The sequence below is a fragment of the Streptomyces sp. NPDC007917 genome (assembly GCF_042959105.1).
In the GTDB taxonomy this organism is placed as follows: domain Bacteria; phylum Actinomycetota; class Actinomycetes; order Streptomycetales; family Streptomycetaceae; genus Streptomyces.
This window is the reverse complement of record NZ_JBIBKK010000003.1, coordinates 356,872-383,473: the sequence shown is the minus strand read 5'-3', so window position 1 is coordinate 383,473 and position 26,602 is coordinate 356,872. Positions and strand designations below refer to the sequence as shown.

General features: G+C 71.8%; 13 protein-coding genes. 3 read left to right on the top strand and 10 right to left on the bottom strand.

All coding sequences use genetic code 11. The features are described from left to right. Positions 1-146: 146 nt before the first annotated feature. Entirely contained in the window at positions 147-2,012 is a 1,866-nt protein-coding gene (locus ACFZDL_RS07575; protein ID WP_353596092.1) for a transglycosylase domain-containing protein, read from the top strand. Positions 2,013-2,058: 46 nt separating this feature from the next. On the opposite strand, the gene ACFZDL_RS07570 is transcribed toward ACFZDL_RS07575, so the two are convergent. Further along, a complete protein-coding gene (locus ACFZDL_RS07570) occupies positions 2,059-2,847 on the bottom strand; it encodes a DNA-formamidopyrimidine glycosylase family protein (protein WP_353596093.1) in 789 nt (262 codons plus the stop codon). A gap of 149 nt (positions 2,848-2,996) precedes the next feature. Between ACFZDL_RS07570 and ACFZDL_RS07565 the strand changes: the two genes are divergently transcribed. Continuing rightward, positions 2,997-4,157 (top strand): PP2C family protein-serine/threonine phosphatase, encoded by a 1,161-nt coding sequence (locus ACFZDL_RS07565; RefSeq protein ID WP_353596094.1) that lies wholly within the window; start codon positions 2,997-2,999, stop codon positions 4,155-4,157. 52 nt (positions 4,158-4,209) lie between these two features. On the opposite strand, the gene ACFZDL_RS07560 is transcribed toward ACFZDL_RS07565, so the two are convergent. From ACFZDL_RS07560 to ACFZDL_RS07545, 4 genes are all read right to left on the bottom strand, one after another. Beyond that, complete coding sequence (locus ACFZDL_RS07560) at positions 4,210-7,173, bottom strand: glycosyl hydrolase (RefSeq protein WP_353596095.1); 2,964 nt, start codon at positions 7,171-7,173, stop codon at positions 4,210-4,212. Next, a complete protein-coding gene (locus ACFZDL_RS07555; protein WP_353596096.1) occupies positions 7,170-10,472 on the bottom strand; it encodes a family 78 glycoside hydrolase catalytic domain in 3,303 nt (1,100 codons plus the stop codon). The genes ACFZDL_RS07560 and ACFZDL_RS07555 overlap by 4 nt, the downstream gene beginning before the upstream one ends. A gap of 125 nt (positions 10,473-10,597) precedes the next feature. Beyond that, positions 10,598-13,966 (bottom strand): glycosylhydrolase-like jelly roll fold domain-containing protein, encoded by a 3,369-nt coding sequence (locus ACFZDL_RS07550; RefSeq protein WP_353596097.1) that lies wholly within the window; start codon positions 13,964-13,966, stop codon positions 10,598-10,600. Between the two features lie 112 nt (positions 13,967-14,078). After that, the gene (locus ACFZDL_RS07545) at positions 14,079-16,664 is read right to left on the bottom strand and encodes a beta-L-arabinofuranosidase domain-containing protein (RefSeq protein ID WP_353596098.1); all 2,586 of its coding nucleotides are present in this window, start codon (positions 16,662-16,664) and stop codon (positions 14,079-14,081) included. A 432-nt stretch (positions 16,665-17,096) separates the two neighbouring features. Between ACFZDL_RS07545 and ACFZDL_RS07540 the strand changes: the two genes are divergently transcribed. Continuing rightward, positions 17,097-18,878, top strand: a complete 1,782-nt coding sequence (locus ACFZDL_RS07540) for a carbamoyltransferase C-terminal domain-containing protein (protein WP_353596099.1) — start codon at positions 17,097-17,099, stop codon at positions 18,876-18,878. Between the two features lie 44 nt (positions 18,879-18,922). Here ACFZDL_RS07540 and ACFZDL_RS07535 read toward each other — a convergent pair whose 3' ends face one another. From ACFZDL_RS07535 to ACFZDL_RS07515, 5 genes are all read right to left on the bottom strand, one after another. Next, entirely contained in the window at positions 18,923-19,360 is a 438-nt protein-coding gene (locus ACFZDL_RS07535) for a hypothetical protein (RefSeq protein WP_353596100.1), read from the bottom strand. A gap of 31 nt (positions 19,361-19,391) precedes the next feature. Then, positions 19,392-21,377 carry an aminotransferase class I/II-fold pyridoxal phosphate-dependent enzyme gene (locus ACFZDL_RS07530; protein ID WP_353596101.1) on the bottom strand — a complete coding sequence of 662 codons (1,986 nt, stop codon included), beginning with the start codon at positions 21,375-21,377 and terminating at the stop codon, positions 19,392-19,394. A 23-nt stretch (positions 21,378-21,400) separates the two neighbouring features. Next, positions 21,401-22,357 carry an NAD(P)-dependent oxidoreductase gene (locus ACFZDL_RS07525; RefSeq protein WP_353596102.1) on the bottom strand — a complete coding sequence of 319 codons (957 nt, stop codon included), beginning with the start codon at positions 22,355-22,357 and terminating at the stop codon, positions 21,401-21,403. 44 nt (positions 22,358-22,401) lie between these two features. Further along, positions 22,402-25,155, bottom strand: coding sequence for a non-ribosomal peptide synthetase (locus ACFZDL_RS07520; protein ID WP_353596103.1), 2,754 nt, complete (start codon positions 25,153-25,155; stop codon positions 22,402-22,404). A gap of 275 nt (positions 25,156-25,430) precedes the next feature. Next, complete coding sequence (locus ACFZDL_RS07515; protein WP_353596104.1) at positions 25,431-26,600, bottom strand: ATP-grasp domain-containing protein; 1,170 nt, start codon at positions 26,598-26,600, stop codon at positions 25,431-25,433. Positions 26,601-26,602 lie beyond the last annotated feature (2 nt).

Sequence of the window (26,602 nt, the reverse complement as noted above, 5' to 3'; positions counted from 1 at the left end):
CATCGTCGAGCGGTATTCGAGGCCCGGCCGAGCCGGGGCCGATACCGGGCGTTGCGGTTTTGAAGATCTTCGCTGTCGAGGATGGCGCCGCCCGCGAACATCTCGCGGGGCTCGACGGAGGTGCTCCCGGTATGACAGGTCCGCGTATGGCGTCACGCACTCGGCGCGAGCCGGACGGCGCGACGGCTCACGAGGAGACGGCGGGGGCCCGGACGAGAAGGAGAGCGGGACGGGGGACACGGGGAACTCCGGGCAAGGCCACGCGGGGGAAGCAGGGGAACGGGGTCAAACGGACCGGTCTGCGGCGCTTCTTCACCTGGCGCAAGGTCCTTGCCTACGTCGTCGCGCTGGGCGCGCTGCTGGTCGGGGCCTTCGCGGTCCTCTACTACCTCATCGACATCCCCGAGGCCAACGCCCTGGCGAAGGCCCAGAGCAACGTCTACCAGTACAGCGACGGAACGGTGCTGGCCCGCACGGGTGACGTCAACCGCGAGTCGGTCCCCTTGAGCAGGGTGCCGAAAGCCGTGCAGCACGCGTTCGTCGCGGCCGAGAACAAGACCTTCTACGACGACCCGGGCATCGATCCGATGGGCGTCGTCCGCGGCCTGGTCAACACCGTGACCGGCAAGGGCACCCAGGGCGGCTCGACCATCACCCAGCAGTACGTCAAGAACTACTACCTCAGCCAGGAGCAGACCGTCACCCGCAAGGTGAAGGAGCTGATCATCTCCCTCAAGGTGGACCAGCGGAACTCCAAGGACGACATCCTCGCGGGCTATCTGAACACCAGCTACTTCGGCCGGGTGGCCTATGGCGTCCAGGCCGCGGCCCGGGCGTACTACGACAAGGACGTCGGGAAACTGACGGTCGCCGAGGGCGCCTACCTCGCGGCGCTGGTGCAGGCCCCCAGCCAGTACGACTGGGCGGTCGCGACCCCCACCGCGAAGCGGCTGGTGACCCGGCGCTGGAACTACGTCCTGGACAACATGGTCGAGATGGGCTGGCTGGACGCGGGCGAGCGGCAGGCCCTGCGCTTCCCGGAGCCGGTCGCCCCGCAGCCCGCCCGGGGCCTCGGCGGGCAGGCCGGTTATCTGGTGGACGCCGCGAGGAACGAACTCATCGCGGCCGGAGTCAGCGAACAGGAGCTGGCCGCGGGCGGCTGGACCATCACCCTCACCATCGACCCGGACAAGCAGCGGGCCCTGGAGCGCGCGATGAAGCCGGCGCTGCGCGACGCGGACACCCAGGGCGCGGCGGTCTCGGTGGACCCCGGGAGCGGCCGGGTGGTGGCGCTGTACGGCGGCCGGGACTACACCAAGCACTACCTCAGCAACGCCACCCGCGCCGACTACCAGGTGGGGCCCGTCTTCCTGCCGGTCGTGACCGCCACCGCGCTGGAGAACAAGCAGGGGACGCGCAAGGGCGGTCAGGCGGAGGTGAAGGACATCGCGGTGGCCCTCGGCCTGCCCCCGGACACCACCGGCCTCACCGACCCGCAGACGGTGTCGCTGGGCCTGGCGGGGGCGAGTCCGCTGCGGATGGCCGGTGTCTACGCCACGGTCGCCCACCATGGCGAGCGCGTCACGCCCGTCATCGTGAAGTCCGCGCGGCGCGGTGACGAGACGGCCGGGCCGCCGGGAGCCGTCGGTGGCCAGGCGCTCACCCGCGCGACCGCCGACTTCCTCACCTCCGAGCTGGTGCAGAACGGCGGAGGACCACGGGCGGCGCGCGCCCTCGCCCGGCCCGCCGCGGGCATCTCCGGCACTGCCGACGACAAGAAGGCGGTCTGGCACGTCGGCTACACCCCCGACCTGGTCACGACGGTCGCCTTCTTCGGCGAGGACGCGAAGAGCCGGAAGCAGATCCGGCTGAAGGACACCAGGGCCGACGTGCCCGAGAAGGTCTGGAGCGCCTATGCGCGGGAGGCGCTGCGCGGTACGCCCGCGTCCGGGTTCGACCTGGAGGGGGCCTTCCCCGCGGCGGTGGAGCCGAATCCCGTGCTCCGGCCCTGACGGCCGTCATGCCCCGCCCGCCGGTGCCCGTCCGCGCCGACGCCCGTCATGACCCGTCCGGCTGGCAGCGGGGGCACCAGGCGGTGGTCCGCCCGGCCATCCGGCCGCGGCGCAGCGGGCCGCCGCACCGCGGGCAGTGGGGGTCGGGGTCGTCGCGGCGGCCGGTGAGCCAGGAGGGGCGGGTGGGCACGTGCCCGGCCCGCACCGAGGTGCGGAGCACCCCGCGCATCGCGCGCTCCAGCCGGGCGCGGTCCTCGGAGGTCAGATCGGTGGTCCGGCGCGCCGGGTTGATGCCCGCGCGCCACAGGATCTCGTCGCCGAGGAGATTGCCGAGTCCGGCGACGACGGACTGGTCGGTCAGGGTCGCCTTGACCCGGCCGCGCCGCCCCGCCAGCCGCTCGTCGAGTTCGGCGCGGCTCACCGACAGGGCGTCCGGGCCCTGGTCACCCAGGATCCGGTCGACGTCGGAGTCGGTGGCGGCCAGCCACAGGCCGCGCAGTTTGCGCTGGTCCCGGTAGCGGAGGTCATGGCCGTCATCGAGGACGAAGATGACGCGGTCGTGCGGATGGGCCGGGTCGTCGTGCGCATGGCACCGCAGATCCCCGGTCATCCCGAAGTGCAGGAGTACGGTGGGACCGTCAGTGTGGGCGATCAGCCACTTGCCGTGCCGCTCCGGTGCGTCGAAGCGGCGGCCGGCCAGCTCCCGCCGCAGCCGCTGAGGTGTCACCCCGCGCAGCACCCCGGCATCGCTCACCTCGACGCGCTCCACCCGGCGGCCCTCCGCACAGGAGGCCAAAACTCGCCGAAAACCCTCCACATCCGGCAGTTCAGGCATAGCGCCACACTACGCCCGAATGGCCGACCGCACCCCTCAGGACGCAAAAGATGGCGCGCGACACCGCACAGCGCCCGTCTCCCGTGATTCACTGCTTTTACCACCCATGAACACCTGAATGTGATGTAACCCGATTAAAGTAGCCGGTTATGCGATTCTTCCGCTCTCCAGCGGACCGGGGGGCCTACGGCCACAGCCGTAAGCTCTTCGTGGTTGCACGGTGCCTGCCCTTCATGGCCATGGCGGCCGTGATCTCGATCGAGTTCTCACCGCTGCACGTCGTATACACCGGTCCCCTGTTGTCCCCGGCCCCGGCGCTGGCCGCGGTGACCATGGGGCCGCTCGGCACGAGCGCGGTGGCCCTGCTCGCCTTCGGGGTGAGCTCGACCACCGCGACCGTCAACCACGCCTGGGGCACCCAGCAGGTGTACGCCAACATGACCGCCCTGCTGCTGGTGGCGATCGCGAGCGTGGTGAGCAGCGCCGTGCGGGTCCGCAGGGCGCGTGAGCTGACACAGGTGCGGCGGATCGCCGAGGTCTCGCAGAACGTGGTCCTGCGGCCGCTGCCCACCCGGATGGGCATGGTGATGGCCGCCAGCGTGTATCTGGCGGCCGAGCGGGGCGCGCAGATCGGCGGCGATCTCTACGAGGCGATGACCACCCGGTTCGGGGTGCGTCTGATCGTCGGCGACGTACGGGGCAAGGGGCTGGCGGCCGTGCGGTCGGCCGCCGCGGTGCTGGGCGCCTTCCGCGAGGCGGTGCACTACGAGAGCGACCTGGCCGAGGTCATGCACCGCTGCGCGGCCGCGCTGCAGCGGGAGTACGCGCTGCTGGACCGGACCGATCCGCGCAACTGGGAGGAGCAGGCCGAGCAGTTCGTCACCGTACTGCTGGCGCAGGTGCCGGACGACGCGACGATCCAGCTGATCAACCGCGGCCATCCGCCGCCCCTGATCGTCCAGGACGGGTGCGTACGGACCCTCGACCCCACCCGCCCGCTGCCCCCGCTGGGCCTGGAGGAGTTCCTCACCGGCCCGCCCGTCGCCACCGAGAGCTACCCGTTCGCCGCGGGAGAGCGGCTGCTGCTGCACACCGACGGTGTGCTGGAGGCGCGCAACCGCTCCCACGAGTTCTTCCCGCTGCCGGAGACCCTGGAGGTCCTGGACGGCGCCACCCCGAAGGAGTACCTGGACCGGCTGCGCCAGGAGCTGGTCCGGCACGCCGAGGGGCGTCTGACCGACGACGCGGCGATGATCCTCATCGAACGGGCCGAGGCGGCCCCCGGGGCCACCCTGCCCGGCGACCCGTAGGCCGTGTCCGGGCGGGTCCGGGCTGTCCGGGCAGGTCCGGGCCGGTGGCGGCTCAGTCGGCGGACACCACCGCCCGCCCGTAGGGCACCAGCCGGACCGGTCCGATCAGGCCGTACCGCTGCCGCCCCGCGGCCCCGAACTCCGCCGGGCGCACGGTCCGCAGCCGGTTCAGCAGGGTGGTGGCCACCTCGACCTCGATCGTGTTCTCGCCGCGCCGCAGCAGACCCCCGAGGTCCACCACGCCCGTCACCTGGTCCACCGGGCCCAACGCCGTGCCGTTGACGGTGACCCGGAAGGTGTCGAAGACCTCGCCCAGCTCCAGCCGGGCGCCGGTGGCCCCGGTCCAGCCGCTCCCCAGCCGTAGGGTGGCCCGGTAGCGCCCGACGCCGGAGACGTCCTCCAGGCCGGGGAGGTCCGGCCAGGCCGCGAGGGGGCCAGGGTCCAGCCGGTGGTCCACCGTGACATGGCGGTCGGGCGTGCGGCCGGGACGCCAGTCCGCCACCCGCAGCGACCAGCGGTCCACGGTGAGCGGCGCGGGCAGCTCGGCGATGTGCGCGACGACCTTCCGGCCGTCGCTGAGCACGGTCTCACGGGCTCCGGGGCGGGTGTCCAGCACCTCCAGAACACCGTCCGTGATCCGCGCCGACTCGGCGTCGGTGCCGAGCGCGTGGAGCGGTCCGGTGCCGCGCGCGAGCGCGACGAGGGCGGTGGCCCCGGGCGCCAGGGTGATCCGCAGCGTGATGCGGCCCCCGTCGTCGCGGTGGACGGCGACCGGCGCCACCTCGCCGGTCCAGGCGTCGAGCGCGTACGGGGCGGCCTTCGCCCACGGCGAGACGATGGCCACCTCGTGGTCGACCGTCGCGGTCGCCGAGCCGTTGGCGAAGAAGTGGTAGGCCACGTCCCGCCCCGCCCGGTGGGCGTGCAGCAGCGGCGAGCGCGCCGCGTACGCCACGTCGGGCTCGATGCCCAGGTCCGCCAGGGCCGCGGGGATGCCGGGCCGGTCGGCGACGCGCCGCACCCCGGGGACGGCGAGCAGCCGGGTGATCAGGGCGCGCAGCTGGTCGTCATCGGCGTCGCCCTCGCGCGGCAGCCCGGGCACATGGCCGTCCGACCAGTCCCCCACCACGATCACCGGCAGACCGTCCTCGGCCAGCTCGATCAGCCTGCGGGCGGTCCCGAGCTCCAGGGTGTGCTCACGCCCGATCATGACGTCGCCCTCCAGCACCAGGACCTTGAAGGCGGGCCCGTCGGGCGCCAGCCGACCGTCCCGCACCACGGCGCTCGGCAGGCCGAGCGAGCGCGGGCTGAGGAAGGTGTGCGTCCAGCCGAGCGGCACCCCGTCCGCGGTGAACCAGGGCGCGCCGAGCCCCGAGCCCGCGTACCCCTTCTGGCGCAGCACGGCCACGTCGACCCGGTGGGTGCCGGTCTGCAGCACGCCCTGGATCCGGCCGAGGTAGCCGGCCACGTCGGACACATGGCGCCAGGCCGGGGTGCGCGGCCCCCATGCCTCGCCGTAGCCGGGGCCGCCGTGGTACGGGGAGAAGGCGGCGAAGCCCGGCCAGGCGGCGCCGGGCGCGGTCGCGTAGCCGAAGCCGTGGATCACCGCCTGGTTGACGCCCGCGCAGTACTGGGTGACCAGCTTGCGCAGGGTGGCGTCCCAGGTGGTGGCGTAGGCGCCGCCCGCCGTGGCGCCCGCCTCGTTGGACAGCACCCGCCCGCCGCCCATGTCCCGGCCGCCGGCCAGACAGCGGAAGTCGTCGAGGTTCTTGAAGCCGAGCGATTCGCCTTCGGGGATGTCCAGGAGCGAGGCGCTGTGGATCGCGTCGGTCTCCAGGCCGTACGGCTGGACGCGCAGGGCCAGGCCCAGCGAATGGGCCCACTCGCGCAGCGGCAGCAGGTGGTGTTCCAGATAGAGATCGGTGATGACCTGCATGTAGTCGCGGCGCACCGCCTTGTTGGTGGCGGCGTCGAAGGCGAAGACGTACTTCTCGTCCTTCTCGACCACCGCGGCCAGATACGGCAGGAGGGGATGGCCGATCCGCCGCTCGAACTCCTCCGCCAGGCCGGGGGTCCACACGGTGGCGTCGGTCTCGATCTCCAGGGAGTCCTCGAACAGCGCGCCCCCGGCCCGGCGCAGCAGCCCGCGGACCCGGCGGGTGAGGATGCGCCGCTCCCAGAAGTCGGTGACCGCGCGGGTGCCGGCGGCGCTGAAGTGGTCGACGACATAGGCGAGCGGGGAGGTGTGGGCGGGGCCTTCGGGCCGCTGCCCGGAGCCGCGCTCCCAGTACGAGATCAGCGCCCACTGGCCGTCGTCGGGCGCGCTCCACCGCAGCGCCCCGTCACGGACCCGATCGGTCAGGTCGGTGACCGAGTCCCGGTCCAGCGGCAGCGGCGCGGGGGCCGCCGCGGCGCCGCCGCCGATCCGGGCCGTCTGCACCCACAGCAGCCGCCGGTCGGTCACGCCCTCGGCCGCGGGCACCACCGGCGGCGGCACCGGGCCCGTGTAGGAACCCTGGAAGACGGCCAGCCCGTGGGCCAGCTCGCGGGCGGCCGCGTCGCTGTCCGGGGTGACGGTGGGCACGGCGGCGGGCCAGGCCGGGCCGATGGTCACATCGACGGTGAGGCCGCGCCGGTCGGCCTGGCGCAGGGCGGCCTCGAGACCGGCGACCCAGGCCGCGGTCCCCCAGCCGTAGCGCTCGGCGTCGATCGGCTCGCTCAGGCTGTGGGTGACGGCCGCGACCTCCACCCCGCCGAACCCGGCGTCGGCGATCTGGTCGACCTCCCGGGCGATCTCGGCCGGGTCCACCAGGCCGTCCGGCCACCACCAGCGGAACTTGGGCCGCACCGCGCGGCCGGGCGAGGCGAACGCGGCGGCGAAGCCGGGCCGCGGGGCCTTGCCCCGCGCCGCGGCGGGGGCCCCGATCGCCGCGGTCGCCGGGAGGACCGCGGCCGCCCCGGCCGCGGCGCCCAGGCCCAGCAGCGTCCGGCGGCGCGGGCCGCCTCTGTCGTCCCTCATGCGTCGCTCCCGGTCGGCGGCTCGGACACGGACTGGTACACGGAGGTGAAGCTCCAGATCCCGGAGCCGACCTCGTACACCCGCACACCGTCCCCGGTGCGCAGCGGACGCGCCCCGTCCGGCGCCCCCACGGCCCCGGAGGTGACCGGCACCCGCACCTCGGCGGTGGTCCCGGCGGGCACCGTCACGGTCAGCCGGTACGCGGAGCCGTCGCGCCGCCAGGAGCTGCGGGCGGGCCCGTACGGTGTGGTGTACGAGGCGGCCGCCGAGGTCAGATCGCCGACGACGGCGGGCGCGAAGAGCAGCCTGCGGTAGCCGATCGAGTCGTCGGTCTGCCGGATTCCGGCGAGGGAGCCGGTGAACCAGGAGTCGATCGCGCCGAGCATGAAGTGGTTCTGTGACTGGCCGGAGCCGCCGTCCCAGGTCTCGCCGAGCGTGGTGTTGCCGTGCTCGACCTGATAGCCGTAGCTCGGGCTGTCGGTCCGGGTGGCGATCCGGTAGACCACGTCGTCGCGCCCGGCCGCGGAGAGCACCCGGAAGGCGGCGGGCAGCGAGATCTCGCCGAGCACGAGATGGTCACCGGCCTGCTCGACGCTGTGCACGAAGTGGTCGAGCAGCCGCTGCCGCCGGCCGTCGGGCACGGCCCCCATGTCCAGCGCGAGCGCTTCCGCGCCGTGTCCGCCGCCGCCGAAGGTGCCGGTGGTGGCGTCGTAGTACTTCGCGGACAGGGCGGCGACCGAGGCGTCGGCCTCCGCCCGGTACGCGGCGGCGTCCTCGCGCTCGCCGAGCACGCCCGCGATCCGGCCGAGCGCGTCGATCACCCGCCAGTAGCCGTAGGTGCCCGCGACGGCGCGCGGGAAGGTGCGGTCGGGGGTGATCCAGTCACCCAGGCCGTAGTCGAGGATGCCGTCGGTGACCTGCCGCTGGAGGAAGGCCGCGTACTGCTTCATCCTCGGGTAGTAGGCGCGCAGCGTCTCCTGGTCGCCGTAGGTGGTGTAGAGCTGCCAGGGGACGAGGACGAACGCCCCGCCCCAGTTGGCGTCGTTGCGGTAGGCGCCGGGCAGCAGGGTGTAGTCCGGCACGGTGCTGGGGATCAGGCCGTCCGGGGTCTGCGCGTCGGCCATGTCGCGGACGATCTTGCGCAGCTGGGACCGCATGTCGTAGTTGGCGGCCAGGGCGGGGAAGACCAGGTGGTCCTGCTCCAGCCAGCCGAGCTTTTCGCGGCTGGGGCAGTCGGTGAGCACGCTCATCATGTTGCTTCTGATGGCTCCCCGGACGAGCGAGTGGATGCCGTTCAGCAGCTCGTTGGAGCTGGTGAACTCCCCCGCCGAGGCGTTGTCGGTGTGCAGGACGAGGCCGCGTACGGACACCTCGGCGCCGGCGGGCAGGCCCTTGAGCTCCAGATAGCGGAAGCCGTGGTAGCTGAAGCGCGGATGCCAGGTCTCGGCTCCGGCGCCGGCCGTGGTGTAGCTGTCCCACAGCGGCGCGCCGACGTTGCTGATGGACTGGTGGGCGTGGCCGTCCTTGAGGCTTTCGGCGGGGTAGAGGCGTACCGCGGTGTCCTTGGGCGCGCGCACGGTGATCTCGGGCCATCCGGCGATGTTGCGCCCGAGGTCGAACACCCGGCTACCCTGCGGGGAGTCCGCGACCTCGGTGCCCTTCAGCGTCTCGGTCACCCGGATCGGCTCGGTCTCGCGGGCGCTGACCTGGGCCGGGGCGGTGGCGGTGCCGGGCGCGGCGACGGCGGTGGCGGCCCGCCAGCCGGTGCGGTCCCCGCCGGGCCGGTCCCAGCGCGGGAGCTCCCGGCGGGCGTCGTAGTCCTCTCCCCCGTACCAGTTGGAGGAGGTGGTGGGGCCGAGCGCGGTGCGCCAGTCGGGGCCGCTGGCGATGCGCAGAACAGTACTGTCGGCGAGGGTGATCTCCAGCTGGGCGAGCAGCTTGGGGTCGCTGAGGTTGCCGTAGAGCTTGCGGTACCTGTCGGCGGTGCTCACGACGTTGGCCATGCCACCTCCGAGCTCGACCCCGATGGTGTTGGTGCCGCGCCGCAGCCGCTCGGTCACGTCGTAGGTGGCGTACTGCACGCGGTCGGCGAAGTCGGTGTTGGCGGGCTCCAGTACGGCGTCGCCCACCGGGCTGCCGTTGATCCGGGCGTCGTGGACCCCGAGGCCGGTCAGGTAGAGACGGGCGGAGCGGATGCCCTTCGGGACGGTGAAGTCCTTGGCGAACAGTGGGAGTCCGGCCGGGAGGTACGGCTTCGGCGGTGTCTGCCCGGTGACGCGGGCGGCCTCGGTGAACGGGCCGGTGGCCGCGTCCGCGGTGGCGACGGTGTAGTCGACGGGGAAGCCCGGCACCCGGCCGTCGGCGGTGAGGACGTCGGCGCGCGGGTAGAGCAGCACGCGGTCGAAGCGGGCGGTCTGCTTCAGGTCCAGGGTGAGGGTGATCGGCGTGGTGGAGACATCGGCGTCGGGATGCGGTCTGCTCGCGTACCCGGCGGCGGTCTGCGCCCCGCTGTTGGTGAGTCCGTCCACGGCGAGAGCGGGCTCCCAGGTCTTGCGGACGGTGTTGCTCTCCGAGGCGGTGACCGCCGCGCCCTTGGCGAGGTCGGGTCCGTCCGGGTCCGCCGAGTCGCGCACCTCGATCTCGGCCAGCTGCAGCCGCCGGGTGAGGGCGGGGAAGTCGGCTTCGGCGAGAGGCAGTCCGAGCCGGGTGACATCGAGCCGTACGTAGCGGGCGGTGGTCCTCGGCAGCTCGATGACCACGGGCGTGACCTGACGGCCGCTCAGCTGCCAGTCGGGGTGGCCGATCCACTGGGCGGTCCAGTCCTTCGGCGAGGTCAGCCCGGTCTCGAAGACGGACGGGGCGCTCCAGCCCGACGCCCCGCCGCCCGCCCACACCCTGACCCGCCAGTACACGCGGGTGCGCGCCCCGAGCCGGTCGCCCGCGTAGGTGGCCCGCGGCGCGGCGGAGCCGACCTTGCCCGAGTCCCACAGGTCGGGGCGGCCCGCCTCCAGCCGGGCCGCGCTGGTGGCGGCCTGGACGCGGTAGGCGCGCTGCACGGTGTCCCGGCCGGTGGTTGTCGGCCGCCAGCTGAGCTCGGGAGTGGTGTCGTCGATGCCGAGCGCCTGCCGCAGCGCCCCGGTGCGCAGCGCGGTGGGACGGCCGCTGCCGCTCGCCTCCGCGGGGGCCGCCGAGGGCAGGGTGGCGGCCAGGGCGGCGAGGGCCGCGAGGGCGCTGGTGGCGAGCCGGGCGAGTTGTCGGCGGCGCAGCGGGGGCCGCGGGGGTCGGAGAGGTCGATTCATGGGGAATCTCCGTCAGTGGTCGGGGCCCGGGAGGGGATTCGGGCAGAAGTCGGGCACGCCCGCACGCGAAACGGGCGCCATGCGGGCGCGGGGCGATCCCGCGCGACGAGGCGGCCGGGCCCGGGTCAGCCGGCGCGGATGAGACGGACCGTCACCGGGCGCACCGGGCGCAGCACCACCGGCCCCAGCAGCCCGGACGGCAGCGCCTTGCCGCGCTCGTTGGCGAGGGTGTTGGCGACGCGGACGGCGACGGTGTTGACACCGGGGCGCAGATGATCGGTGACGTCCACGGTGTACGGGGCCCACAGCGCGGGCGGCAGCGCGGTGCCGCCCACCGTCACCCGGGCCACCTCGCGCACCTCCCCGAGGTCGAGGTGGAGGCGGCGGCCGTCCAGGTCCGCCCGGCTGAAGGTGATGTCCTTGGTGTAGGTGGCGCTGCCGGAGAAGCGCGGGTCCAGGTCGGTCCAGCCGCCGAGCGGCCGTACGACGGGCTCTGCGCCGTCCCGCTCCAGAGTCAGCGTCCAGTCGCCGTCGAGCGGGATCGCCCGCAGCGGATCGGTGATCTCGGCCTCGCCGTGGTAGGTGTGGCGCCCGTCGGTGCCGGTGAACGCGTACCGGCCGGGGGCGCCTGCCACCGCCTTCGCCAGCAGCCGGCCGCCCTCGGCGGTCACGGCGGTGACCGGCAGGTCCGCCCGGGTCAGACGGGGGCGGTCCGTGGCGCCCGCGCGGAACACCACAGCCAGCGTCTCGTACGGGCGCAGGCGCAGCGGCACCCGGGTGGCCTCGGCACCGGGCCGGCCGGCCGCCTCGTGGACGGGGGCGGCGGTGACCGTGCCGGTGGCCGGGTCGCGCAGCTCCGGCGCACCGCCGACCGGGAACACCGCCTCGGTGGCCACGGTTTCCGCGCTCTCGTTGTTGAGCAGGAAGGCCGTGTCCCGGCCGGAGGTGGTGCGCAGCACCAGCACCGAGGGGGCGGGGGGATCGAGCACGGCGGCCGCGACACCCGCGGCGCGGGCCGCCTCGCCCAGGCCGGCGGGGTCCGCGATCCGCACGGCCCGGCCCCGGCCGACCCGCCGGCTGCCCGGGACCTGCTCCGGGAACAGGGTCCGCAGGGCGCGGCGCAGCGCGGCGTCGTCGCCGCCCGCCTCCTGGTCGGGCAGCTCGCCGACGGCGATGACCGTGCCACCGCCGCGGGCGAACGCGGCGAGGGTACGGGCGGTGGCGGCGTCCAGGACCGGGGTGTCCGGCAGGACGGCCAGCTCGTAGCGGGCGTGGCCGACGGCCAGGGTGCCGCCGTCGGTCCTGGCGTGGTCACGCAGCGCCCGGTCGCCGGACAGGGCGCCTTCATGGACGAGGTCGAAATCGGTCTGGGCGCTCTCCAGCGCGCGGGCGGCGGCGCCGAACGCGGTGTCCAGCGCGGTGCCCTGGCCGGTGCCGCGCCACTGCTCGGCGGCGCGCTGCGGCTGGATCAGGGCGGTGCGGGCGCCGGAGGTGCCGCGGACGGACTCCATCACCCGCCCGGTCCAGTCCGACAGCGGGCGCATCGCCCACCACCAGGGGGCGCGGGGGCCGAAGGGCGGCGGGAAGTAGACCCGGGTCTCATCGGTCCACAGCGCGTGCAGCACGGTCAGGTTGACGCCGCGGGCGGCGGCCGCGCCCAGCAGCGCATGGGCGAAGGCGGGCGCGACCTGCCAGCCCATGTTGCCGAAGGCCTCCAGCAACACCCGCTCGCGGCCCGCCTGGTGGGCGGCGCTGGCCGGGTTGCGCGGGATCATGGTGGGCTTTCCCGCCTCGTACTCGGCGGTGATGATGTCCCCGCCCGGGATCTGCGCCCACTGGTTGATCTTGTGCAGATCGCCGGTGGAGGCGATGCGCTTGGCGGGGGCTGTCTCGTCGTAGAGCGGGTTGGTGATCAGGGCGACGCGCCGCTGTTCGTACCAGCGGGCCTGTTTGCGGAAGGCGAGCGCGAACCGGTCGGACACCGCCTGCCAGAAACGCCCGCGCAGCACCCGGCCCTCCCGGCCGAGGCCGTCGTCGAACAGCGCCGCGTACGCCCGGCCGGGTTCGGCGCCGACCGCCCGCAGGGCCGCCTCCAGCGTGGGCGACCAGGGCAAGCGCTTGAAGTGCGGCTCCGCGGAGGCGAAGAACGGCTCGTCGTCCCAGAAGCCGGGCACGACGGTGCCGAAGTAGCGGCCGAACCTGCGGTGGTACTCGCCGGGCACCATGTCCAGCAGCAACTCGACGGGTTCCTCGTCGAGCAGGTCGACATAGGCGCGGCTGTAGCCCTGGGTGTCGTCGACGAGGGCGGTCCCGCCGAACACATCGATCTGCCACCGCCCCGCGGGCACCTCCCAGCGGCCGGTGGTGCGCAGCCGCTCGGTCAGCTCGACCAGCCGCGTGGCGTCGTCGGCGCCGACCGGGCGGGCGGCGGCCGCCACCGGCGCGGCGGCCTGGGGTGTGCGGCGGGTGGCGAACTCGCCGGGGGCGGCCGGGTCGGCGAAGTCCTCGCGGTAGAGGACGGTGCCGTCGGCCGCGGTGACGGTCAGGTCCTCCCACAGGGCGCGCTGGGCGCCGGTGGCGTGCACGCCGACGCTGCCCGCCGGGTGGGTGTCATCGGTGACCGTGCCCTTGTCCTTGTCGTCCAGGCGGACGGTGAGCGTGGCACCGGTGACGGTCACCCGCAGCGTGTGGAACTTGGTCCGGTTGAAGCCGTCCGTGCGGGTGCTGCGGGCGAGTTCGGTCCGCTCGCCACCGCTGCGCCGGGAGATGGTGACCACCCCGGTCTGGTCGAACTCGACCAGATAGCCCTCGTGGCCGTCAACGCCGGAGGCGGTGGAGGCGCGCAGCAGCAGACCCGCGGCGGCCGTCTCGGCCTTGGCGCTGCCGGTGACGGTGCAGTCGCCCCAGCGGGCCCCGCGGCGCAGCACGGCCGCGCCGTCGAGCACCGCGGCGTCGGCCACCAGCCGGCCGCCCTCGACACCGATGCCCGTGGTCTCGTACAGATCGACGGTGGCCGGTCCCTCCACCACGGTGGTGGACCGCCACAGCGCCTTGAGCCGCAGCTCCGGGCGGGCGGGGTAGTGGCGGGTCCCGACCGTGCCGCCGTTCACGATCAGCCCGGCGGCGCGCCCGCTCGGGAAGTGGTTGTCGTTGAACACCCACACCCGCATCCCGGTGCGCTCTGCGACGGCCAGGACGTGTCCGACCACGTCGAACCAGCCCTCGCTGAAGAACACCGGGCTCATCTCGGCGTTGTCGAAGGGGAAGACGACGACCTCGTACATCCCCTTGTCGCGCAGCTCCGCCAGCTGCCGGTCGACCAGCTCATGGGTGACCGGTCCGTTCCAGTACCAGTACACCGTGGGGCGGCTGTCGCGGCGCGGGTCGGTGAACCGGGCGGCCGGGAAACCGGCCGCGGCAGCGGGCTCCGCGTGGGCCGGGCCCGCGCCGGGCAGGCCGGTGCCGAGTGCGGTGACGAGGGCCCCGGAGGCCATGACGAAGTGGCGCCTGGTCGGTCGGATCGGTCTTTCGGGCTCTGGTGTGCCGGTTTCAGGCATGGGGGTGCTCCCGCGGGGACAGGGGTGGAGGTGGCAAGGGGGATACGGGTCAGACGTCGGCACGGTGCAGCGCCGCCACCTCGGCGGCGGTCAGGGCGCGCCCCAGGACACGGAAGTCGGCCACGGCGCCGTGCAGATACGGGTGGGTCGGGTTCTGTGAGCGGCCGAGGTAGTTGCGGGTGGTCGCGCCGAGCAGCAGCGGTCCGGACACCACCGCGTCATTGCGCCCGGCCTCCTCACCGTCCACGTACAGCACGCCGGTGCCGCCGCCGAGGGTGAGCGCCAGATGGGTCCATCGGCCCGGCTCCAGGGCGGCCGGGGCGTCGATGTAGTCCTCCGCCTCCATGCCCCCGATCTTCCATGCCGCGCGGGCCTTGCCGGCCCCGGTGCGCGGGGTGAGGAAGAGATAGGTGTTCTTGTGGAAGCCGAGGTCGAAGACGCGGGCGGAGTTGGCCACGGTGTCCAGGAACACCCGTACCGAAAGGGTGAGTTCGGCCAGCCCCGTCAGCAGCCCGGGGGGCAGCGCGACATGGCCGTCCTTCCCGTCCAGCGCCACCGCCCGAGGCCCCGCGGTGGTCCAGGTGGCGCCGCCGGCCAGCCGGGCGTCCGGGAAGCGGCGCAGCGCGTCCGCGCTGGTCGCCCCGGCTCCTTCGGTCAGCGGGAAACGGGCGATCTCGCGCCTTACGGGGCCGTGCGGCGGAACGGCGAAGTAGACGTTGTAGCGCTGGTGGTGCACCCGGTGGAAGGGCAGCAGCGGCACCTTCTCCCCCTCGGCCACGGCGGTGAACTCCGGCCCGCCGCGCCCCGCCACCTGCCGCACCGAGGACGGCTCGATGTGCGGAATGGTGCTCAGGGCCTGGTCGCCGTACGCGCCGGCCAGCACCAGCGGACCGTAGGACACCGCCTTGATGTGCGGGTTGTCCGGCGCCGGGCGCCACACCAGCTCGCGCGGGAAGACCAGCTCGATGGTGTCACCGGTGCGCCAGCGCCGGTCGAGGGTCAGATAGCGGCCCGGCACCGGCCTGGCGGCGGTGTCCACGGGGCGGTGCCCGCCCACCAGCACCCGGGCCCGGCGGCCCCCGTCCGCCAGCCACCCGGGCACCCGCACCTTGAGGCTCAGCCGCCCGCCGCCTTCGGTGACGGTCAGCCGGACGGTGTCGGTGTCGGGGTAGCCGGTCCGCTGGAGCAGCCGGAATCCGCGCTCGGCCCAGGTCACTTCGGAGGGGATGAAGAGGTTGACGTACAAGGCGCCGGCGTCCTCGTCGCGGAAGTAGACGGTGTCCGCGAACTTGGTGTGGGTCTCCATCCCGGTGCCGTGGTCGCAGGAGAAGTTGTCGTAGTCGCCGCTGTAGCTGCCGGGCGCCGAGCCGAGGCCCCCCTTGGGCTGCCGGCGCGACCCGGCCCACAGACCGGTGTAGTACGTGACGAAGCCGTGGTCCGCGTCGGGGTCCTGCTCGCCGAGCATCTGGTTGTACAGCGTCCACTCGTAGTGGTCCATGTACGCCGCCCTGTCCGGGTCGTGGAGGAACAGCCGGCGGCCGATCTTGAGCATGTTGTAGCTGTTGCAGTTCTCGCAGGTGTCCTCGGACAGCCTGCTGACGATCTGCCCGGGCGGGCCGAAGAGCTCCTGATTGGAGTTGCCGCCGATGACATACGAGTGGTCGCGCACCACGATGTCCCAGAAGTTCCGCGCGATCCGCAGATAGCGCGGGTCCCCGGTGGCCCGGTACTCCTCGGCCGCGCCCACGATCTTGGCGATCTCGGTGTTGGCGTGGCGCCCGTCGAGCTCGTCGCGCCCCTCGGCCAGCGGGCCGTACAGCGACTCGTGGTCGAAGCGGCGCGCCGTGCGCAGATGGACGGGGTCCCCGGTGACCAGGTACAGCCCCGCCAGCACCTCGTTCATGCCACCGAACTCCACGCCGAGGAGCCGCTGCATGGTGGCCTCGTCGAGCGGGGCGGTACGGGAGTCGGCCCAGGCCGCCATCGCCCGCGCCACCGTCAGGGCCTGGTCGTTTCCGCTGAGCCGGTGCTGGTCCAGCAGCCCGGCCATGATCTTGTGGATGGTGTAGTACGGGGCCCACGGCTTGCCGCCCGCCTCGAGCTCGTCGAAGATCCGCTCGGGAAACGCGGACAGATAACCGGCCCGGTAGCCCGCGCCGGGCGAGGCCGCCTGACACTCGGCGAGGGCCGCGACGATCCGCCGCGCCTTGTCCGCGTAGGTCTCCTCGCCGGTGTGAGCATGGGCGAAGGCCAGCGCGGAGAGAAGGTGCCCGGTGCTGTGGCCGCGCAGCAGCACGTTCGGCGCCTCCCAGCCGCCGCACGGCTCGGCGGTGGAGGGCAGTCGGACATTGAGCCGGAAGGTGTGCAGCAGCCGCTCCGGGTCGACGAAGCGCAGATAGGCCAGGGTGCGGCGCATATTGGCCAGGAACGGGCTCTCCAGCAGCCGTACGGCGGAGAGCGGGAAGGGCGACAGCCGCGCGGGGGCGGCCTCGGCGGGGGCGTCCGCGAAGGCGGGGGCGTCGGCGAAGGCGGGGGCGGGCAGCCCGACAGCCCACGCGGCCGCCGCCGCGCCGCCCGCGGCCAGCGCCCGTCTGCGGCTCATACGGGGCTCTGCGACTGATCCGGATCCGGTCATGGCGGTGCGTCTCCTTCGGGGGCAGGGCGGTCCCCGAGTCGTGACCTGCCCGAAGTTGAAACGTTTCGATTGGATGGCCAGGAAGCTATGGGCGCATGACGTCGTACGTCAAGGGTTGTGCCGCCCAAAGAAGTTGACACGATTCAGCCGCTGGGCCGGGCCGACCCGCGGACCGGCCCCAGGACCCGCGCCCCGGCTGACGGATCGGGCCCGCAGGACCCGGCCTCGGCGGCGACGGCCGCCGGCCCGGGAAATCCTCCCCGTGTGCCGGATATTGAGCGGTACGACATTCGGTGCGAATTTCCCCCGGGATTACCGCGGCACGGGAAATCAAACCACCATCGCCGAGGAATTATGACTACCCCTCATGTATGCGGCCCGAGTAGCCTGTTGTCGCTGTGGCTGCTGTCGTGTTTGGGAGGCTGAGAGCCAGTGATCGTGCTCGGTTACAACGGATTCAGCAGAGGCGCGGAGCTTTTCGGACGCCTCTACGGGGCGACCGGTGTCGGCCGTAATCTTTTGGTGGGCCATGACGCCGCGGCGGCTCTGGTCATCGACGGCGAGTTGGTCGCGGCAGTCGAGGAGGAGCGGCTGAGCCGGGTCAAGAAGACCTCCGATTTCCCGGCCCGAGCAATCAGGTGGTGCCTGGACTCCGCCGGCATCGACCTCGACCAGGTGGACGTTTTCGCTTTCCCCTGGCGCTTTTCGCCCGCCGTGGCCGAGGAGATGATTTCCCAGATATGTGACTCCGACCTGCCGGTCACGGCCAAGTTCGACGCCCTGCGCAGCGCCGGTGAGGTCTACACCGGCATGTTCAGCCGCGAGGCGGTGTACAGCGACTTCGTCGAGCGCACCGGGTATGAGCTGGATCCCAACAAGCTCGCCCTGGTGCCCCACCATCTGGCCCATCTCATGTGCGGCGCCTACCTGGCCGGCGGGGGCGACGCCGCCTTCCTGGTGAGCGACGGCCGGGCGGAGACCCTGTCCTCCGTCATGGGCGAGCTGCGCAACGGCGTGGTCCGCCTGTTCGAGGAGGGCACCGTCCCCATGACCAGCTCGCTCGGGGTGGCCTACGGGCGGATCACCCGCTACCTGGGGTTCGTGCCCAACAACGACGAGTACAAGGTGATGGGCCTGGCCGCGTACGGTCCGCCGCCGCAGCACAACCCCCTGCTCGAACGCGTGGTGCGGCTGCACGAGGACGGCTCGTACACCATCTCCATCCCCCGCGAGACCGGGGCTTATTACGCCCTGTTCGACAGCCTGTTCGGCGGCGACAGCGAAAAGCGCGAGCAGTTCGAGTTCCGGGTCAAGGTCGCCGGGCTGGCTCAGCACATGGTCGAGGCCATCACCGCCCATCAGCTGCGGTCGCTGACCGCGTCCTCCGACCTGGACACCCTGCTCTTCGAGGGCGGCCTGGCGCTCAACTGTGTGGCCAACACAAAGATGCTGGAGAGGTCGTCGTTCACCGGCATGGAGGTCAGCTTCGGGGCCAGCGACCCGGGTGTGGCCATCGGCGCGGCCGTGTACACCGCCGGTCTCAGGAACCGGCCCGCCGACGCGGTCACCACCGCCTATCTGGGGCCCTCGTACGACGAGCGGCAGGTCCTGGACGCGCTGGCCGAGTACGCGGACCGGGTCGAGTGGCAGGAGGAGCCCGACGCCGCCGCCGTCGCCGACAGGACGGCGGAGCTGCTGGCCGGGAGATGCGTCGTGGGCTGGTTCCAGGGCCGCGCCGAGTTCGGCCCGCGCGCGCTGGGCAACCGCAGCATCCTTGCCAACCCGGCCTTCCCCGACATCAAGGACATCATCAATCTCCGGGTGAAACACCGGGAGCCCTTCCGCCCGTTCGCGCCGGTCGTCCTCGAATCCGAGGCTCCGCGCGTCTTCGAGATGGGCAAGAAGGCCTCGTCCCCCTATATGACCTTCGTCTTCCCGGTGCGGAAGGAGTACCGGGAGCGGATCCCCGGGGCCTGTCATGTGGACGGCACGGCGCGGGTCCAGACGGTCGACGAGCGGCAGAACCCCGCGCTCGCACGGCTGTTGCGCGCCTTCACGGCGCGTACGGAGGTGCCCTGTCTCCTCAACACCTCGTTCAACGTGGCCGGTGAGCCCATCGTCTGCTCGCCGCGGGACGCGTTGGAGTGCTTCCTCGCCACCGAGATCGACTACCTGGTGATCGACCGGTTCGTGGTCACCAAGAAGGAAGGCTGAGCCGTGGGCCCGCAGGGCGAATTCGCCCTGCGGGCCTCCGCACCTCAGGACTTTCGAAGCTCAATGGGTGCGTTCGGCCCGCCCTTTGTCTCGATGGTCAGGAAGGACAGAACTTCATCGCCGATATTCTTCAGATCATGAAGATGGTATCGCCCTTCGGCGCACGGAAAATGGAGGGACTGCCCCCGGACATAAGTGATCTCATGAGTGGTCCCGTCGCCTGAGTGCTGACGGGCCCGGCCGTCGGTGAGCGCTATCCAGAAGTAGTCCAGTACATGCCGGTGGACGGGCACTCGCTCTCCCGGTTGAAGGTGGGTCTCCCAGATGCGCAGGGAATCGGTCTCCTTCACCAGCGACTGGCCGATCCAGCCGTTATGGGCGTTGTCGACGAATTCCTGCTTCAGCGGGGGGCTCCAGCGGGCATATCCTTCGGCGACAACAGTGCTGTCCAGAGGGAGATCGGAGCGAGAATCACTACCCACGAACCGGGTCCTTTCGGCTGAACGACAGGGCTCATAGAGCGGAGGAGAATGCTTCGAGCAGGGCGGTGTTCGCGCGCCGATCGCCGATGGTGATACGGCAGGTGTCCGGGATCACGCGCCCGGTGTCGGCGACGAGAATCCCCGCGCTCTGAAGCTGTTCCATCACCCGCTCGTGCTTGTGCAGTCGGACGAACAGGAAGTTGGTCTCCGAGGGGAACACCCGGTCCACCGCCGGGTGGTCGGCCAGCGCCGCGGCCATCCGGTCGCGCTCGGCGCGGATGCGCCGGATACCGGCGAGCACCCGTCGCGCGTTGGTCAGCCGGTCCCGTACGGCGTGCTGGGAGGCGTTGGTGAAGCCGAAGGGCACCTGAAGCCGCCGCAGTGCCTCGATGATGCCGGGCTGGGCCAGGGCGATCCCGCAGCGCGCGCTCGCGAGTCCCCATGCCTTCGAGAGCGTCCTGAGCACGATGAGGTTGTCGCGCTGACCGACCAGCCCGGCGTACGAGGGCTTCTCGCTGAACTCGACGTAGGCCTCGTCGATCACCACCAGTCCGCGGCTGCGGTCCACCAGCTCGTGCACCTGCTCCGGATCGAGCCTGGTGCCGACGGGGTTGTTGGGGTCGCACAGGATGGTCACCCGTGGCTCGGCCGCCAGGATGCGCTCGGTGTCCAGCCGGGACAGATCGTCGCCGCACAGCGGCACTTCGACGACGGGCAGGCGCAGGAGGTGGGCGAAGTGGCCGTAGAGCGGGAAGGTGGGTGGCGTGACGCAGACGGGCTCGCCGGGTGAGGCCAGCGCCGCGAGGAGCAGCATGACGCCGTCCACCGACCCGCTGCTGAACAGCAGGTGATTCGGGCTCAGTGCATGGACGCCGCCGTCGGCGTGGCCGGGCAGCTTCGCGATCGTGGTCAGATAGGTGTCGGCCAGCTCTGTTGTGTCGAGATGGGGGTACTCGCCCGCGGCGCCCAGGTACGGATTGGTGTTGCTCGACAGGTCGATGGTGTCGAACCGGGGCACCTCGCGGAAGCGGGCCGGGCCCGGGACCGGCACCCCCGTGACGGGGGGAGCCGCGAAGCGCGACAGCTCCTGGTCCGCCACCGCTTCCTCCGGGAGTGCGAGGCCGGGAGCGCGCAGCCAGTGGTCGAGGGGGACGAACAGGTCGGCTCCGAGGCGGCGCATGCGGTCCGCGTCCCCCCGGCCGAGGTGGACCCACTCCAGGCCGGAGCGCCGGGCGTGGTGGTACAGCCGGTACAGGGAGGCGACGAAGAGGTTGCGCCGCGCGATGGGGTCGTCGTGGTCGATGGCCTGGGTCAGGTAGTAGATCCCGCGGCCGTTGCGGGACGTGGTGATCAGTCCGGCCTGGACCACGGTGTTCTGTCCGCGGCGCACCAGCATCTCGGTGCGATCCGCCAAGGCTCCGTGTGCCAGGGCGTCGAGGGCGTCCGCGTTGTACAGGTTGTCGTGGCCGTGGCGCTCGGCCCGGCGCTGGTGGAGCCTGACGAAGGCGTCTCGCGCCCAAGGACTCGCGTCGAGCTCGCTCAGCCGGATCCGCTCCCAGCCGGCCTCGCGGGAGACGGCGCGGTCGCGGCGGCGCAGATCGCCGAGTTGCCGGGAGCCGACGCGGGCTCGCAGGGCCTCGTCCACAGCGCCCGCCGTCGGCTCCGCGGGCAGCCGGACGACACACTCGGGCTCGGCGGCGATGGGAACGAGCCCCGCTGCCCGCAGCGCTCCGGTGTCGTCGCTGCGGCGTACGCCCGGCACCAGGATCTGGGGCACGTCCAGCTCGGCCGCGCGGCGGACCAGGTCGTCGAGGGCGTGGGGGGTGGGGGCGGGGCTGGTCGGGTGGTACAGGGCCCCGCCGCCGACGAGGGTGGGGCGCTGGAGCACCGCGGGGTCCAGGGCGGCGAACGCGCGGGCCTCCTGGCCCAGTCGGGCCAGGGAACACACAGGCGCACCGGACCCGAGGGCGGCGCACAGCACCTGCTCGAGCGCGTCGATATCTGTGGACCTGCGCATGCTCGAATCCCCACTCCTCTTCGTCACTTGGCTGTCTCGGCTCCATGCGCGGCGACGTGGGCGTCGATGCGGTCGCGGTATTCCTCGAACAAGTCGGACAGGGTGCGGGCGATACCGCTCTTCCATCCGACGGAGCAGTCGCCGATCAGGCCGCGGCGGACTTGGTGGTCGAAGATCGCGGTTTCCCGGCTGTAGTCGCCGCGGTCAAGGCGCACCGGCACTCCGGTGAGCTCGGACATGTACTCCAGCAGGTCGGTGATGCCGACCTCCTCGTCACCGCCCCAGTTCACCACCCGCGCGGGCAGCTGCGCGGCATCCCACAGCAGCGGTACCTGGCGGACGACGTCATCGGTGTGCAGCAGATTGCAGTAGTTCTGCCCCTCGCGCGGCACCGCGCACGGCCGGCCCCCGCGCATCTCCCTGAACAAGATCATGGGCACGCCGCCGTGGCCGTACGGGCCGTAGGCGATGTTGAGGCGGGCTATCACCGTCGGCAACGCGAGCGCTTCCGCCAGGCCGCGCACCACCCCTTCGGCGGTGATCTTGGCGACGGGGTACGTCGGCAGCCACGGCGCCGCGCCGCCCAGGGGGTCGCTCTCCCGGTACCGGTGTGTCCGGTCGGCCCGGTTGTAGACCACCCCGGACGAGACGTACAGGAACGACTCGGCCGCGGAGCAGTGAGTCATCAGCCGTGCGGTGCCGACGGCGTTGATGCGCGTGGTCTCCTCGAAGTCATGGCCGTCGCCCCGGTGCACCGCCGAGTGCAGTACGTGGGTGAAGTCGCCCGGCAGGCCCTCCAGATCGTCGGTGGCCATGTCCCACGTGGCGGTGTGGGCGCCCCGTTCCTCGAGGGCCTTGCGGGCGTCCGCGTCACCGAACCGGCCCAGACACCACACCTCGTTGCCGGGGGCGAGCGCTTCGGCGACGGGCCTCGCGACCTGTCCGGTTCCCCCGGTGATGAGAATCTTCTTGCCCTGCATGATCAGCGGCTCCTGGTCGTATGAGCGGTTGCCTGTGCCGGTCCTCAGCCGAGCGCGCGGGCCAGTTCCTGTCGCAAGGTCGCCTGGAAGGTGTGCACATGCTGCGGGCTCATCAAGGTGTAGTGCTCCCCGTCGACCTCGATATAGGTGTTGGCGTCGCGAGTGAACTCGTCCCAGTGGCGCAGCTGGTTGTCCAGCCACTCCTGTTTGGTGCCGCGCAGCGGAGTGCAGTAGAAGACCTTGACCTGCCCGACCGACCCGGACGGTTCGTAGGCGCGGCCCAGGTGCACCATGCTCTGGGCCAGGTCGACCCAGGCGGCGAACCGCTCGAGGGTGAGGTCGACTTCGGTCAGGCGGCGCGGCGGTGCGTGGTCGATCAGATGGGCCAGCTGGTCGGCCTCGGGGAGTGGGCGGAGTGTGGCGGTCAGCTCCTCGATGTCGGCGGCGTCGATCAGCTCGAGGAACAGCGCCAGGTTGATCGCGCCGTCGGTGAAGGTGATCTCGTTCATGCGGCCGGAGATGTGCGGCGGCAGGTTGAAGACACCCACGAAGTCGACCCGGTCGCCATCGGCTTCCAGCCGCTTGGCGATCTCGAACGCCACCGCCCCGCCGTAGGAGTAACCCGCGACGGCGTACGGGCCGCTGGGCTGCACCCGCCGGATGGCCTCCACATAGGTGGACACCATGTCGGCGAACGACCCGAAGTGAGTCTCCCCCTGCCCGAACCCGCGGGCCCGCAGCGCGTAGAACGGCCGCTCGCCCGTGAAGTACTTGGCGAGGTTGATGAACACCAGCACCTCCCCCAGGCCGGGGTGGACGCAGAACAGGGGCGTCCCGTCCCCGGTGACCTGCAACGGCACCAGCGGATCGTAGGCAAGGTCCCCGTCGGCATCGGCGCCCTGCCCGCCCCTCAGGCGGCCGGCCAGCGCGCGTACGGTCGGGGCCTGCAGGAGCGTCGACATCGGCAGTTCGTCGATGCCGAACTCGACCTGGATCTCGAGCTTGAGCCGCAGCACGTCCAGCGAGGTCCCGCCCAGGTCGAAGAAGCTGGCGGTCGCCGGCACCTTCTCGGTGTTCAGGACACGGGCGTAGATGCCGGCCAGCGCGATCTCGACGTCGCCCTCCGGCGCCACATAGCCGCCCAGGAACCGGGTGCTCACCTCGTCCGACCGGCGGGCCGCGGCGTCCAGGCTCCCGTCCTCGACGGCCGCGCGCAGCCGCGACCGTTGGATCTTGTTGAGGTTGCCGCGGGGAATCTCGCCCTCGGCGACGGGGAGGATCAGCTGCGGGCGGAACCCCCAGTGCATCACGGTGGAGCTGCGGATCGCCACGATGGCCCGGTACACAGCCGTGTCGTCGGCGGGGTCGCCCGCGGGGACGAACGCGACGGCGAGCTGTTCCGAATCGGCCCCCTCCGGCCGGATCGGGAAGGCCGCGACCTGCCCGCGCTTCACCCCGTCCAGCTCGTCCAGGACCGTTTCGAGGTCGTGGCTGTAGTAGTTGACTCCGCTGACGATGATGGAGTCCTTGGTGCGGCCGACCAGCATCAGCCGCCCCTCGGGGTCGAGGTAGCCCAGGTCGCCGGTGCGGAACCAGCCGTCGGGGGTGAAGGCCTGCGCGGTGGCCTCGTCATTGCCGAAGTAGCCGGCGGAGACCATCGGTCCGTGCAGCTGCACCTCACCCGGCTCGGCCGACGCGGGCCGGTCGGTGGAGGCGAGCACCGTGCCGTCGCCGCCGGTGATACGGATCCGCAGACCCCGCACCGGGCGGCCCAGCGGAGGGAACTCCGTCTCGAGGTCCTGGGTGGCGAAGTCGCGGTTGAAGATGGAGCCCGCGCAGGTCTCGGTCATCCCGAAAGCGGGCACGATCACGTCCTCGCGCAATCCGTAGGGGGAGAGCGCGTCCAGGAAGTTCCGTACGGTGGCGGTCACGGTGGCCTCACCGCCGGAGATGATGTGCCGCACCCGCGACAGGTCCAGCTCCCCCGGCGAGGGCCGCCGCCCGGCGAGGGCCTGGTTGATCTGCCCGAACAGGAAGTTGGGGGTGAAGGTCACCCGCACCCGATGGGCCGTGAGCAGCCTCAGGAACTCCACCGGGTCCGCCAGTACCGTGGCCGGGACCGTCATGACCTGGTCGGCTCCGTTGAACATCGGCAGCAGATGTGCCTCGATCGCGGCGATGTGGTCGGCCGAGATCCAGTTCAACGAGGTGTCGTCGGGCCCGAGTTCCAGCGCCCCCGCCTTCCCGGCCTGAGCGGCCAGCAGATTGGCGTGGGTGAGCCTGACGGCCTTGCTCGATCCGGTGGACCCGGAGGTGAGCATCAGCAGGGCGAGATCGTCCGGCGCGGGCGCGTGGAGCTGATCGTGCTCGGCCGGGGCATGGCTCAACTCCTCGACCGTCACCGTCCGCAGCCCGACATCGGGCACGTCTCCATGGGCCGCCTTGGAGACGACCATCAACGGGTCGCCCAGAAGCGTGCGCAAATGCTCCAGTTGCGCGCGCCACCGGGAGGGGTCGGCCGGCGGTGCGACGGGGCACGGCACGGCGCCGGCGAGCACACACCCCCAGAAGGCACGGAAGAAGTTCTCCGGATCATTGGCCTCGATCAGCACCCGGTCGCCCGGGGCGGTGCCCAGGCCGCGCAGCCCGTGGGAGATCCGGCACGCGCAGTCCCGCAACTCGGCGTACGACAGGAACGAACCCCCGGCGAAGGTGGAGAAGGTGATGCCTCGAGTGGTGTCGGAAGCGGCGCGTTCGAGCAGTCGCGGGAGCGTCGAGGCAGGAAGTCGATCCGGCATGGGGGAAGTCCTCCGATCGGAAGTCACGGAAAACAAGAGAGAACAGAGGCTCGGGCGCGGCGCGTCGAGCAGGACACCGGGCCTGGCTCTGAATACCCATCGCGAGCGGATGGTTATGGGGACCCTGGGGATGGCACGCATCCTGGGCGGGTCACGGGTGAATGCGGAGGGGGCCGGGCGCGGCGTGGCGCCTGCGGCACACAGTGGCGCGGCGAGGTGATCTCAGGGACGCCGGGCGTCCTGGGCCGACGGCTCGGTCCGGGCGGTCCAGCGGATCAGGTGGACCCGGTCTCGTTGAAGCGCACGATTTCCTCGATCTTTTTCTGCAGTTTCAGCTCGTCCGGGTCGGATACGATCGCCTTGCCCACGAGGCCGTACGGCCCGATCGGCGCATCGGGCGATGAATCGTAGTCGATCTGGTCGAAAACGAAGTTGCGTTCGAAGTCCGCTTGGGTCAGATTGCCGCCCTTGGCAGGGCGCAGCAGAATGCATCCGTGGAAGCGATCCGGCGTCCTGTTGCTGCTCAGGGCCCCAGCCGCCCCTTGCCCGAGCGCAAGGCTGATTTCGACGTCGAAGAGGTCGACGCCGAATGTCAGCTGGTTCATCTGGGGGGTCAGCCCCCCAGGGATGCGGATGGCGCACTCGCCAAAAGTCAGCCCTTCCTCCGTGGTGAAGATCTCCAGATGGAATACGCAATCAGGTGCGTTCAGGCCGGCGAGTGCCTCACTGGCGAGCTTCTCCGCCTCATCGAAAAGCGTTGAATGCCGCCTCCTGTCCAGCAGGTAGGCGGCCATCACGCCGCCTTGTGCGGCCCGCAGCGGTGACACGTGGTAGTTGCTCATGGACGACCATCGGAGATCGCCGTTCTCCCAGACCCCGTCGATATAGACTTCCGGGGCGTCTATGAAGGACTCGGCGACGATCTGGACGTCCGAGTGGCCCGGGAACGGCTCCAGGGCCCGTGAATACTCCTCCGGGGAACGGACGATGCTTGTACGGAGCGAGCCGGCTCCGGTCGCCGGCTTGATCACGAAGACGCTCCCGAGCTCGTCGGCGAGATCCGCGAACGGCGTGTCCTGTGACGCGTACCGGCAGCGAGCCCGCCTGATGTGAGGCGGCAGCTTGCTCTTCTGGAGGTACTTGTCCCGGAAATAAAGAGCTGTCTTTGAATCCGTGTTCCCGGGCAGATTCAGCTGTTGCCGCAAATAGATTGCACTGAATACGCCCATTTCATGAACGCTCAGCGCCCCTACGACGTCATCGATGCGCGCGGAGAGCACCGCTCGCAGTACTTCCTGGACGTCCTCGATATCGATGACGCGCTTGAATCGCCGATCCTTCGGGGGGATCGCCGGTTTCTGTGCGATATAGAAGGGATCCAAGCCTCGGCGCCGCAGAGCCTGGTCGAGATCGGGTCTGTATCCGATAACAATCACCGTCGGCACTC

What these genes read in the sequence shown, in the direction of transcription:
- ACFZDL_RS07575 (WP_353596092.1), top strand. Translation starts at nt 147, where the DNA reads ATGGCGTCACGCACTCGGCGCGAGCCGGACGGCGCGACGGCTCACGAG.
- ACFZDL_RS07570 (WP_353596093.1), bottom strand. Translation starts at nt 2,847, where the DNA reads ATGCCTGAACTGCCGGATGTGGAGGGTTTTCGGCGAGTTTTGGCCTCC.
- ACFZDL_RS07565 (WP_353596094.1), top strand. Translation starts at nt 2,997, where the DNA reads ATGCGATTCTTCCGCTCTCCAGCGGACCGGGGGGCCTACGGCCACAGC.
- ACFZDL_RS07560 (WP_353596095.1), bottom strand. Translation starts at nt 7,173, where the DNA reads ATGAGGGACGACAGAGGCGGCCCGCGCCGCCGGACGCTGCTGGGCCTG.
- ACFZDL_RS07555 (WP_353596096.1), bottom strand. Translation starts at nt 10,472, where the DNA reads ATGAATCGACCTCTCCGACCCCCGCGGCCCCCGCTGCGCCGCCGACAA.
- ACFZDL_RS07550 (WP_353596097.1), bottom strand. Translation starts at nt 13,966, where the DNA reads ATGGCCTCCGGGGCCCTCGTCACCGCACTCGGCACCGGCCTGCCCGGC.
- ACFZDL_RS07545 (WP_353596098.1), bottom strand. Translation starts at nt 16,664, where the DNA reads ATGACCGGATCCGGATCAGTCGCAGAGCCCCGTATGAGCCGCAGACGG.
- ACFZDL_RS07530 (WP_353596101.1), bottom strand. Translation starts at nt 21,377, where the DNA reads ATGCGCAGGTCCACAGATATCGACGCGCTCGAGCAGGTGCTGTGCGCC.
- ACFZDL_RS07525 (WP_353596102.1), bottom strand. Translation starts at nt 22,357, where the DNA reads ATGCAGGGCAAGAAGATTCTCATCACCGGGGGAACCGGACAGGTCGCG.
- ACFZDL_RS07520 (WP_353596103.1), bottom strand. Translation starts at nt 25,155, where the DNA reads ATGCCGGATCGACTTCCTGCCTCGACGCTCCCGCGACTGCTCGAACGC.